General features: G+C 33.1%; 10 protein-coding genes. 1 reads left to right on the top strand and 9 read right to left on the bottom strand.

What is annotated here, in order from left to right; all coding sequences use genetic code 11:
• The 7 genes from DER71_RS12525 to DER71_RS08040 all read right to left on the bottom strand — a co-directional run.
• Positions 1–110, bottom strand: a 110-nt coding sequence (locus tag DER71_RS12525; protein WP_199505651.1) for a ferredoxin family protein, incomplete at its 3' end; no start/stop codon positions are given.
• A gap of 27 nt (positions 111–137) precedes the next feature.
• Positions 138–1,643, bottom strand: coding sequence for a tripartite tricarboxylate transporter permease (locus tag DER71_RS08015; RefSeq protein ID WP_114474521.1), 1,506 nt, complete (start codon positions 1,641–1,643; stop codon positions 138–140).
• A gap of 24 nt (positions 1,644–1,667) precedes the next feature.
• A complete protein-coding gene (locus tag DER71_RS08020) occupies positions 1,668–2,102 on the bottom strand; it encodes a tripartite tricarboxylate transporter TctB family protein (RefSeq protein WP_114457326.1) in 435 nt (144 codons plus the stop codon).
• Positions 2,103–2,191: 89 nt separating this feature from the next.
• Positions 2,192–3,148 (bottom strand): tripartite tricarboxylate transporter substrate binding protein, encoded by a 957-nt coding sequence (locus tag DER71_RS08025; RefSeq protein ID WP_158531804.1) that lies wholly within the window; start codon positions 3,146–3,148, stop codon positions 2,192–2,194.
• 73 nt (positions 3,149–3,221) lie between these two features.
• Positions 3,222–3,593: a DUF1667 domain-containing protein gene (locus DER71_RS08030; RefSeq protein WP_114457323.1), complete on the bottom strand. Its 372-nt coding sequence runs from the start codon at positions 3,591–3,593 to the stop codon at positions 3,222–3,224.
• Complete coding sequence (locus DER71_RS08035) at positions 3,593–4,837, bottom strand: NAD(P)/FAD-dependent oxidoreductase (RefSeq protein WP_114474523.1); 1,245 nt, start codon at positions 4,835–4,837, stop codon at positions 3,593–3,595. The genes DER71_RS08030 and DER71_RS08035 overlap by 1 nt, the downstream gene beginning before the upstream one ends.
• Before the next feature lies 1 nt (position 4,838).
• A complete protein-coding gene (locus DER71_RS08040) occupies positions 4,839–6,302 on the bottom strand; it encodes an NAD(P)/FAD-dependent oxidoreductase (RefSeq protein WP_114474524.1) in 1,464 nt (487 codons plus the stop codon).
• Positions 6,303–6,584: 282 nt separating this feature from the next.
• Here DER71_RS08040 and DER71_RS08045 point away from each other — a divergent pair, with 282 nt between their 5' ends.
• Positions 6,585–7,454 (top strand): AraC family transcriptional regulator, encoded by an 870-nt coding sequence (locus tag DER71_RS08045; RefSeq protein ID WP_114474525.1) that lies wholly within the window; start codon positions 6,585–6,587, stop codon positions 7,452–7,454.
• 22 nt (positions 7,455–7,476) lie between these two features.
• Here the strand turns inward: DER71_RS08045 and ftsY are convergent, their stop codons facing one another.
• Positions 7,477–8,397 carry a signal recognition particle-docking protein FtsY gene (ftsY, locus tag DER71_RS08050; protein WP_114457319.1) on the bottom strand — a complete coding sequence of 307 codons (921 nt, stop codon included), beginning with the start codon at positions 8,395–8,397 and terminating at the stop codon, positions 7,477–7,479.
• On the bottom strand, positions 8,394–12,008 hold the full coding sequence (gene smc, locus DER71_RS08055; protein ID WP_114474526.1) for a chromosome segregation protein SMC: 3,615 nt from the start codon (positions 12,006–12,008) through the stop codon (positions 8,394–8,396). Before smc ends, ftsY begins: the two co-directional genes overlap by 4 nt.
• Between the last annotated feature and the right edge of the window lie 15 nt (positions 12,009–12,023).

The raw sequence follows: 12,023 nt of genomic DNA on the forward strand, positions 1-12,023 counted from the left end.
TCCAGTTCTAATACATCTGTCGGGCAAAAGTCCACACATATGCCGCAGCTTTTGCACCATGCCTGATTGATCTCAATCTTTGCTTTGTTTTTGCTAATAGTTTCTTCCATAAATCTGATCCTCCTAATTTATAATATCTATTTTTCTGCAGAAGCAGCTTTTCTGTCTCGGTAAAATGTATAAAATGCAAAACCCATAGAACCTGCTATCATAATAATTAATACCCAATTAATCAATCCTTTAAATAGAACAATAGGATTTCCTGCACCCATCAGGAGTGCGCGTCTAACATTTGACTCTGCCATAGGTCCAAGTATTAAGGCAAGTACTGCCGGAGCTGAATCTATATTAAGTTTTCTCATTAAATATCCAATCAGACCAAAAGCCAGCATTAAACCAGAATCAAATAAACTGTTTTGAATTGCATAAGAACCTACAATACTCAGTACTATAATAATCGGTCCTAAAATCGCTGTAGGTATTTTAACAACATTTACAAATAAATTTGCTCCATAATATCCAAGTACAAGCATAATAAAATTACCGATTAAAATTGCTCCCATAAAAGAATAAACAATATCTGCATTCTGGGCAAATAACCTTGGCCCTGGATTTAATCCCTGAATTAAAAGCCCACCAATCAAAACTGCAGTTACTCCATTACCAGGAACACCTAAAGTTAAAAGTGGTATTAGGGATCCCCCAGTTACACCATTATTGGCTGCTTCAGAAGCAGCAATCCCTTCACTGTAACCTGTACCATATTTTTCAGGATGTTTGGACCATCTTTTGCCTTCATTATATCCAACATAAGAAGCTATATTTGCTCCGGCGCCTGGAATAATACCTATTAATGTTCCAAGAATACCTGATCTTAAATATGTAGGCCAGATTTCTTTTATTTCTGCAAAAATTTCTTTTGGCGAAATAAGTTTATCTCTTTTCATAACACTTATACCTTTATTTAATTCTCCACTTTCTAAAGTCTCTAGAACCTGTGGAATAGAATATAATCCTATTAATAATACTATAACCTGAACACCACTCTGTAAGTTAACATTTCCAAATGTAAATCTAGAAGTACCTACCAGTGGATCCATTCCAATTACACCTACAAAAAGGCCGAGCGCTGCTGAAATAAAACCTTTAATGGGATTATCTGCAGAAAGAGTTACGATTATGGATAAACCAAATAAAGCGACCCAAAAATATTCGGATGGACCAAATTCTAAAGCAATTTTTGCAAGTGGCGGTGAAATAAACAATAAGGCAAGAGCACTAATCACACCACCAGTAACAGAAGAAGTTATAGAAATTTTTAAAGCCTTATCTGCTTCACCGTTTATAGTCATTGGATAGCCATCAAGTGTTGTAGCAACAGAAGCAGGTGTTCCAGGTACTCGTATTAATATTGCAGATATTGAGCCTCCATAAATTGCTCCAATATATATACTTCCAAGTAAAATAAGTCCATAGGCAGGCTCCATAGCAAAAGTTATAGGAATCAGTAAAGCAACTCCCATAGTAGCTGATAAACCAGGCATAGCACCAATTGTTATACCTCCAGCAACACCAAAAATCATTAAAAAGATACCATAAAAATTAAAAATTGTTGAAAAAGCCGCAAGTAATGAACCCCACATAAATTTTTACCTCCTCAATTTATTTTAAGATAAAATTCCCATCGGTAATGGTACATTTAAAAAAGATCTAAATACTAGATATAAAAATGCACTAAAAAGGAGGGGATAGAGAAATAAAATCTTTTTATTTTTATAACCAAGAATAAGTGATAATGAAAATAAAAATAATGGTGTTACAATAAAATATCCAGCTATATCAATCAATACAAAATACATTATGGTAATTCCAATAATAATTCCTATTCTCTTTATATTAATATTTTCTTTTTTTTCTTCTTTATAAAAATCAAATTGAGCTGCTAAAAATAGTGCAACTGAAAGGACCATGCTCCCCATAAAAATCGCTTTAGGAAATGTACTTGCCCCTCCCATTTCATATTCCCCAGCTTTTATATACCCGGCAATACTTAAAATAAAAATTACAGTGGCAGTAATTTTATCTTTTACAGACATTTTCATTGTTTTTTCCTCCCTCTTTAAATTAATTTTTTATTAAGAGGGAGAAGCATATGCTTCTCCCTCTGCTTCAAATATTATTTATTTCTTTATTACCACTGGAATTTTTTGTGTAATTCTTTAATACTACTATTATATTGATCAACAAGTTTTTGTGCATCGTCTAATATCTGAATATCAAGAGGCTGTTTAGCTTTTGTAGCCTTTTCTACAAATTCCGGATTCTCAGCTGCTTTTTCAGCTGCATCTGCAAGAATATGAACTATTTCATCTGGAGTACCTGGTACACATGAGATACCACGGCTGGAACCAGAAACTACATTATAACCCAATTCTTTAAATGTAGGAGCATCTGGAAGATCAGGATATCTTTTTTCAGACATAACTGCTAAAATGCGCATTTGTCCTGATTCAACAAACTGTACTGCTTCACTTGCATTGATAGCTGAAGCCATAATATGACCACCAAGTAGAGCTGTTCTGTTGGGAGCAGCACCTGTAAATGGTACTGGAGTAAATTTTACGCCAGTTCTGTCCTGCAGCATCAATGTTGCTATATGATCATCTGAACCAATACCGGCATTACCAATTGTTACTGAACCAGGATTTTCTTCAGCAAATTTAAGAAATGATTCCAGATCTGGAAATCTATCATCATCTGCTTTAACAACGATTACACCAGGATCTGTTACTAAGTTAATGAGAGGTATAAAATCATCTACTTTATAATTAGTTTCTCTCATAAGTGGATTAGACACAAGATGAGGTAAATTAGTAAATCCAATTGAATATCCATCTGGTTTCTGGTTATAGAGCCATGTAATACCAACTTCAGCATTGGAACCAGGTTTATTTAAAATTGCTATACTTGTGCCAAGTTCTTCTTCTAGATAAGGGGCAAAAAGTCTTGCTATTACATCTGTTCCACCACCTGCGGAAAATGGGACCATTAAAGTAATTGGTTTACTAGGATAATCGGCCGCCATTATACTGCTGCTCATACTCATAACTAAAATCACCATTAAAATTACTACTGCTGTTCTTCTCATAAAAATTTTCCTCCTTTTAATTTTAAATAAATTGAATTTTAAAAACTGAAAAAGCATTTCACCTCCTCATAAGTTAGTTTTTTATTTTAACTTCTCTTGTAGCAACAATACTGCAGTCTAATCCAGCAGGAGAATCTAAAATAATATCTCCTACTGAAACAGGGGCATTTACTCTCAAGTCATCAATTACATTCATTATATCCATTACTTTTTCTAACGGAACTGGTTTATCAGTCTTTACACTTACAAGAGAAGTATCCCCACCTTCAACCATCACTGAAGAAGTCAGTGTCCGCATTGGATTTTTAATTTCCTGTTTTGCATAATCATTACCCTTTGGACATAATGCACCTTCAATTTCTATTATTTCATCATCCAGATATTTTACTTTTATATTACATCCATTTGGACATAATATACAGGAAATATCTTTTTCTTCTGTCATTATTCAGCCACCACCTTTATCGTTGATTTTTCCAGTGGTTTAAATTTTTCACTGCTGACTTTTATCTTTATCATTTCCGATGGATTTACTTTTTCAAAATTCTCTTCATGAAGAATCTTTCCATCGGCTGCAATTTTTATAGTTTTATCATTATCCGGTTTTCGAACCCGCATAGAAAATATCTGATCTTTTTCTTTAGAAATAACCTGTGGTATTACATATCCTATTCCACTTCCGGCTTCCACAAAAATATTATCTTTGTTCAATTTGTGGCCTTTTTTAATATATTCAGATGCTGCTTTACCAGCTTTTTCTGCTTCATCAGAAACAAAGTCCACCAGATCATGTATGTGAAGAACATTTCCACAGGCAAAGATACCGTCAACATTTGTCTCCAGATTATCTTTAACCACTGCCCCACCTGTTGTATCATCCAGCTGAACTTTTGCTTTTTTGGAAAGTTCATTTTCTGGAATAAGACCAACAGAAAGAATTAATGTATCACATTTTATCTCATATTCTGTACCTGCAATTGGATTAAATGCCTCATCAACTTCTGCAGCAGTAACTGACTTAAGCCTGCCATTACCTTTAACATCTATTACAGTCTGACTGAGTTTAAGGGGAATATTATAATCAATAAGACACTGATTAATATTTCTCCTTAATCCGTTTGAATAAGGCATAATCTCGAGTACTGCTTTAACATCAGCACCTTCCAGTGTCAGCCTTCTTGCCATAATTAAACCAATATCACCTGAACCCAGAATAACAATTTCCTTTCCAACCTGTATATTCTGGAGGTTCATCAAATTCTGTGCCAGTCCTGCTGTATATATACCTGAAGGTCTGTCACCTGGCAGGCTGATCCCGCCAGCTGTTCTTTCTCTGCTTCCCATTGCTAAAATTACAGCTTCTGCTTTTATGTGAAGAATACCTTCACTCTCGTTAAATGCTTTTAATTCTTTTTCATCTGTTAATTCTGTTACAATAGTATTTGTCATAATTTCTAATTCTTTTTCTCTAACTTTATCTATATAGCGGTGTGCATATTCAGGCCCTGTCAGCACTTCCTTAAATTTGTGCAGACCAAAACCATCGTGAATACACTGATTTAAGATTCCACCCGGTCTCTCTTCTCTTTCAATAATTAATATATCTTCAATTCCATCCTCATATGCAGCAAGTGCGGCTGCTAATCCTGCCGGTCCTGCTCCGATAATTACAAGTTCTTTCTTCATCATTTTATTCCCACCCCTTTGCCTGTCCAGCAAACAGATTGGAGTTATTGCCTTCCAGCTTAATATCTTCCAAATCCATATCAAATTCATCCTGCATGATCTTTATTATTCTGGCCATACAGTAGCCTCCCTGACATCTTCCCATAGTAGCTCTGGCTCTGTATTTAACTCCTTTGAGTGTCTGTACTCCAAGCGGATTATTTAAAGCATCTATTATTTCCTGTTTGGTTATATTTTCACACCTGCATACTATTTCTCTGTAATTTGGATTGTCTTCAGCAAGCTCTTTCTGTTTTTCTTCGGGAAGTTCATAAAATTTGGTTATTCCTTTTCTTGTTTTCTTAAAATCTTTATCTTCTCTTAATTTTTCCATTTCATCTATCATCTCTACAACATATTTTGCAATACCCGGTGCAGAAGTAAGTCCCGGTGATTCAATTCCAATCAGGTTAATAAAGTTATCATATTTAGGACTTTTTTCTATCACAAAATCTGTAAACCCACCAACTTCTGGTGGAACAATTTTGCTTCTGATACCGGAATAGCTTCTTATTACCATATCTCTGGTTATTTTAGGAAGAAAATCTCTTGCTTCTTTTAATAATTTATCCATTACTTCTTTTGTAGTTGCTTCATTATCTACACTATCAATATACTCATTGCTTGGTCCTATTAAAATATTTCCCTCTACAGTTGGTGTAAGGTGTATCCCATATCCTCCAGCATTTTCCGGTGGTACAGGATAGACAAGTCTTGACATAAGTGCTGATGCATTTTTGTCCAGCACATAGTATTCACCCCGACAGGGATATATTTTATACCTATCTTCACCGGAAAAAGCCGCTATTTTATCTGAATAAAGTCCAGCAGAATTAATAACATAATCTGCTAAAATCTCACCTCTGTCTGTTTTGACAGAAAATTTGGAATTCTTTTTGCTTATTTTTACAACCTTTGTATTCAGGCTGATCTCCACACCGTTTTGGTGTGCGTTCTCTGCAAAAGCTATTGTAAGTTCATATGGGCTTGTAATCGCACTGTTGGGAGAATACATAGCTGCTTTACCGGATATATTCGGTTCTTTTTCTTCTATAAAATCTTCACCAACTATATACAGTTCTGCTCCATTTTTTCTACCTATGTACTGCAGATTGTACAGTTCAGCAATCTGTTTTTCTTCAACAGCTACTACCAGCTTACCTGTTTTTTCATAAGGAACATCCAGTTCACTGCAGATTTCTTCAAAATGGCTGTTGCCGTACATACATACATCTGCTTTAAGAGAACCAACAGGTGCTGTAAAACCAGAATGTACCACTCCACTGTTGCTGTTGCTTGCCCCCTGACCAACATCATTTTCTTTTTCAATCAGTAATACATCAGCTTTATATCTGCTGAGTTCTCTTGCAATGGCAGTGCCGACCACACCACCTCCTATTATTGCAATATCGTAGTTTTGTTTTTTCAAAACTGGCCCTCCTATTCGTCATTAAATTTTTCAATTAAACTCTTCTAAAAAAATTGTTAGAAATTTTCGGCTTGCAGTACTATAATAAAATAAAATATAAAGATTTGCTTATCTAATATTGTTACATGGCTTTTATTCAACATATATTGTTGTAAACTTTTAACATATGATGTATACTCATATTAGTAGTATATCTAATCAGATTTAATATTAAGTACTAATTAAAATTATTATAGGCTGAAAGATAATTGAAATTATGACAATTTATAGGGAAGGAAAAAATTGAGCAAAAATTTTCAGAAAGAATTTAATGAAAGTCCACTGATGAAAGATTTCAGTATTTCACACAGAAAAACTTCTTCAACAGTAAAATACTACAAACATTACCACAATGCTTACGAAATTTTGATGCAGAACAGTGGTTCAGGCGAGTTTTTTATAAAAGATAATAATTATAATATGACAGCCAAAACCCTCTTCTTAATAGATGAATTTGATATACATAGAACTCTTGTCAAAAAAAATTCATCAAATTATGACCGCTTTGTTATACAGATTAAAGCACCATTTTTGAAAAATAACTGTATATTTGAAAAATATAATTTCCGCTTAACAGACATTTTTAAAAAAGGTATTAAATGTATCAATCTAGATGATATAGAATACAAAAAGATTAAATACCTTACAGAAAAAATAATTATGGAATCAACTAAAAAAAATTACGGATTTGAACCGATTATTCATGCCTATTTACTGCAGATGTTTATCATCATAGACAGAATTCTTGAAAACCAGCCAGAATACAGCAGCAGTAATGACAAAAAGACAGATTCCAACCTGCAGCTGGAGGAAATAATTGATTATATCGATAATAATTACCAAAATAATATAACCCTTCAGCAGATCGCCGAAGAGTTATATATCAGCAAATACTATTTAAGTCATTTTTTTAAAAAAAATACAGGTTTTACAGTTATAGAATTTGTCAACAGCAAAAGAATTATAGAAGCACAGAAAATGCTTATAAAAAGCAGTGACAATATTACAGATATTGCTGTTAATGTCGGTTTTAATTCTTTAACACATTTTGAAAGAATTTTTAAAAAGATAAATGGAATTACTCCCAGTCAGTACCGGGAAATAGAGGGATAATATTCAGCTTATGCAGCTTGACCTATTCAGCAGAAAATAGTGCTTTAATAAATTCTTCAGGATTAAAATCCTGGAGGTCTTCTGCTGCTTCTCCAACTCCGATCAGCTTAATTGGAATATTTAGCTCGTTTTTTACCGCTACAACTATACCACCTTTAGCTGTTCCATCCAGCTTTGTCAGTACAATACCATCAACCTTAACGGCATCATTAAATATTTTTGCCTGTGAAATTGCATTTTGACCAGTGGTAGCATCTAAAACTAATAGTACTTCCACAGATGCATTGTTTTCTGCTGCCTGAGCATCAATAATTCGCTTTACTTTTTTTAATTCTTCCATCAAATTTTTTTGAGTATGCAGCCTGCCGGCAGTATCAATAATCAATAAATCCATTTCTCTGGCTTTTGCTGCCTGAACTGCATCATATGCAACTGCTGCTGCATCTGAACCTTCCTGCTGTGATATTACATTTATACCCAGGCGGTCTCCCCAGATTTGAAGCTGTTCAATTGCTCCTGCTCTAAATGTATCACCGGCAGCAAGCATTACCCTTTTTCCCTGTTCTTTAAACCTGCCTGCTATTTTAGCAATAGTAGTTGTTTTACCTGCCCCATTTACACCCACTACCATAATTATATTCAGCTTGTCATCAAGTCCAATACCACCTTCTTCATCCTGCAGAAGTTTTTTTAATTCTTTATGGAAGTAATCCATCAATACTTCCGGTTCTTTAATATCTTCATTTTCAACATCTTCTTTTAAATTTTCTATTAATGCAAAAGTGGTTTTAACTCCAACATCAGCCTGAATTAAAACCTCTTCCAATTCTTCAAATAAATCATCATCAATACCACTTCTACCGCTAAAAATACTGCTTACCCTATCCACTAAACCCTTTTGAGTTTTCTTTAAACCGTTTTTTAATCTCTGAAAAAAATTCAATTTTCAATAGCCTCCTTAACAAAATTGTTGCTTATCTGATCTTTGTGATCAAGCTTTAAAGATATTAAGCGGGAAACACCCGATTTTTCCATAGTTACACCATAAAGTGTATCAACCTCTGTCATCATATACCGCCTATGTGTAATAATTATAAATTGAGCTACTTTAGAAAATTTCCTTATAAAACTTGCAAATCTAACTATATTAACATCATCCAGTGGTGCATCAATTTCGTCCAGTACATAAAAAGGACTCGGTTTTACCTGTACAAATGCAAATATCAATGCAATTGCAGTTAAAGCACGTTCCCCTCCGGAGAGAAGTGATAGACTCTTAAGTGATTTACCGGGCGGTTGAGCATGAATCTCAACACCTGAATTCAAAAGATCATCAGGATCGGTCAGTTTAAGCTCAGCCTCTCCTCCCTGGAAAAGAGCTTTAAATACTTTTTCGAATTGAACTTTAACAGCACTAAAAGTTTTAGAGAACATATTATACATTGACTGTTCTATATCAGAAATTACTATTTCGATTGTTTTTCTTGCTGAAATTAGATCTTCCTGCTGTTCATGTAAAAAGTCAAGTCTTTCTTTTAGTTCAGCAAACTCTTCAACAGCTGCTTCATTAACTGGATGCAGCTTTTTTATTTCTTTTTTGTAGTTTTCAATTTCTTTTTCTATCTTATCCTCTTCTGAATCAGGAATATTTGTTAAAAGGGAAGAATCTATTTTCCCTGGGTTAAGCTGGTAATCCTCTCTCAAAATCTGCTCAATATTTTCTAGCTTATTGAGTAATTTATTATAAATGATATCATAATCATGAAATTCATCTCTAATTTCAGTTAGCTGTTTCTGTATATATTCCAGCTTTTTCTCCTTTTTTTCAACTACAGTCTCCAGGTTTTTTATTCGGTCTTCAAGTTCACTTTTTTTGACTGCCAGTTTATCCCTTTTTTCCATGAGCTTATTTTGTGTACTGTGAAGTGATTTTTCTCTCTTTTCAATTTTATTTAAATTTTCGTCTAAATCACAGATTCTCTGCAGATTTTCATCTATAATATTATTGATTTTCTGCAAATTTTCTTTTTTTTCATTAAGGCGTTTTTTAGCATTCTGTTTTTTTTCGGTAATTCTGGCTCCATCAACCTGCAGTTTTCCTATTATATCTTCAAGTTCTGAAATATTTTCTTTTTTACTGCTTTTTTTCTCAGTTAAATTAACAAGTTCTGATTCAAGATCAGCTATTTTTTCTTTAAATTCTATTATCTTTTCTTTGTTTTTTTTAAATAAAACTTTATTTTCAGAAGAGCTGGAAAACAAATCTGCATAATCATTATTTATTTTACTTATTCTATTTTTGAGATTATCAATATTAACAGAAAAGCTTTCTTTAGTGCTTATTAAAGAATTTTTTTCTAATTTTTTTTTCTGAAATTCTTCTTTCTGGTTTTCAAGTATTTGTTCTGATTTTTTGAGTTTTTCGTTTAAATTTTTAGCTTTGTCTACCTGTTTTTTTCCTTTTTTCCTAAGTTTTTCCTTTTCTTCACTCAATTCTTCAATAACTCTGTTTCTTCCCAATAGATTGCGTTTGCTGTTCTTACTGCTTCCACCAGATATAGCTCCACCAGGAAATACAACATCTCCATCCAGAGTTACTATTTTAAAGTTCTTATCAACAATCCTGGCTGCTTTTACAGCACTGTCAATATTATCAGTTACTATAATTCTGCCCAGCAAAAAATTGAAAATATCTATAAATTTCTCCGAAAACTGAACAAGATCAACTGCAGCAGCTATAAATCCTTCAGTATTATTTAACTTATCTAAATAATAATCAGAAATTCTGCTTCCATCAATCATATTCAAAGGCAGAAAAGTTGCTCTTCCACTACCTGTTTTTTTTAAAAATGAAACAGCTTTTTTAGCAGTACCATCATCTTCAACCACTATATTCTGAAGTTTTGCTCCCAGAGCCGTTTCAACAGCAGTTTCATATTTTTTTTCAACATCAAGTATCTCAGCAACAACATCTATTATCCCTGGGAAATCTTCTTTTTTTTCTAAAACATTTTTTACACCATAGTAATACCCTTCGTAACTTTCCTGCATTTCTTCCATCAGCTGCAGGCGGGAGCCCAAGCGCTGGAATTCTTCTTTTGCTGCTTCCAGCTTTTCTTTCTGTTCTTCCAGCTGTTCTCGATAATTATTGATTTCTTTTTTTGATGATTCAATTTTATTTTCAGCTAATTCAATTTCTTGATTAATCTTTTTAATTTGATCTTCCAAACTATTAAATTTATGCATCTGTGTTTCCAGTTCAGAAATAAGTTCTTTCCGGCTGTTATTAATTTCATCCAGCCTTTCACCATTTATATCAAGTCTTTCATTTAGCCTATCATTCCTTGATTTTAGCTGATTTTTTTCTTCTTTTAATCTGGTTATTAAATTTTTGTTTTTTGCTATCTTTTTATCTAAGTTATTTATTTTTTCTTTTTCTAAACTTAATTCTTCTTTAAATTTTTCTAACTTATCCTGCAGAGATTTTTCGTCTAAAGATATGATTTTAAAATTTTTGCTGCTGTCTTCATATATTTTTTCTGCAGCTGATGCATCTTTATTAAGATCATCGATTTTATTCTGTAGTATTTTTTTTTCTTGCAGATAATTTTTTCTTCTCTCTACCAGTATATTAAGTGTATTTTTTATTTCATTAAGTTTATTTTCAGTCTGAAAATATTCATCTGTTGTACTGTCTTTTCTGTTCTTTAATAATTTCAATTTTTCTTTTTTCTCTTTAAGAAAGTTCGATATCTTTTCATAAATATTTTTCTGCTTATTTAGTACTGCCTCTGCTTTATCTCTATTATTTTTAATCTCCAGATAATCTTCGGAAATATTAATCCATCTTTTATTAAGAAGACTTATTTCCAGTTCTGATAAATCTTCCTTTAAAGAAAAATATCTTTTTGCTTTTTGGGAAGCTTTTTTGAGTGGTTCTCTTCTTTTTTCTAATTCATCGATTAAATCTTTAACTCTATTTAAATCATGACTTGTATTTTTAAGTCTTTTTTCCGCTTCTTCTTTTCTCTTTTTATGTTTCATAATACCAGCTGCTTCTTCAAAAAAAAGCCGCATTTTATCAGGCTTGCTGTGTATTATAGAATCGATTTTCCCCTGGCCAATTATAGAATAACCATCACTGCCCAATCCTGTATCCATCAGCAGCATTTCAATATCTTTTAAACGGCAAGCAGCACCGTTAATTAAATAATCACTTCTGCCTTCAGCATCAACTTTTCTGCTGATTGTTACTTCATCACCATCTAAAGACAATATCCCTTCTGAATTATCAAAAAACAGGGTAACACTAGCCTGATGTGAAGCTTTTTTTTCGTCACTGCCAGAAAAAATTATATCTGACATTCTACTGCCGCGGAGAGCTTTGGCACTCTGCTCACCCAAAACCCATCTTATAGCATCAACAATATTACTTTTCCCACTTCCATTTGGGCCAACAATGGCAGTAATATTTTCTTCTATCTCTATATCTGTTTTTTTAGCAAATGATTTAAAGCCGTTCAGGCGTATTTTCCTCAGAAAAATTTTAAACACCTACCTATCTATCAG

This window comes from Halanaerobium sp. DL-01 (genome assembly GCF_003338615.1).
Lineage (GTDB): Bacteria > Bacillota > Halanaerobiia > Halanaerobiales > Halanaerobiaceae > QPJE01.

Excerpts from the sequence above, each read along its gene's own strand:
- DER71_RS08035 (WP_114474523.1), bottom strand. The coding sequence starts at position 4,837 with ATGATGAAGAAAGAACTTGTAATTATCGGAGCAGGACCGGCAGGATTA.
- DER71_RS08025 (WP_158531804.1), bottom strand. The coding sequence starts at position 3,148 with ATGAGAAGAACAGCAGTAGTAATTTTAATGGTGATTTTAGTTATGAGT.
- DER71_RS08015 (WP_114474521.1), bottom strand. The coding sequence starts at position 1,643 with ATGTGGGGTTCATTACTTGCGGCTTTTTCAACAATTTTTAATTTTTAT.
- DER71_RS08030 (WP_114457323.1), bottom strand. The coding sequence starts at position 3,593 with ATGACAGAAGAAAAAGATATTTCCTGTATATTATGTCCAAATGGATGT.
- DER71_RS08020 (WP_114457326.1), bottom strand. The coding sequence starts at position 2,102 with ATGAAAATGTCTGTAAAAGATAAAATTACTGCCACTGTAATTTTTATT.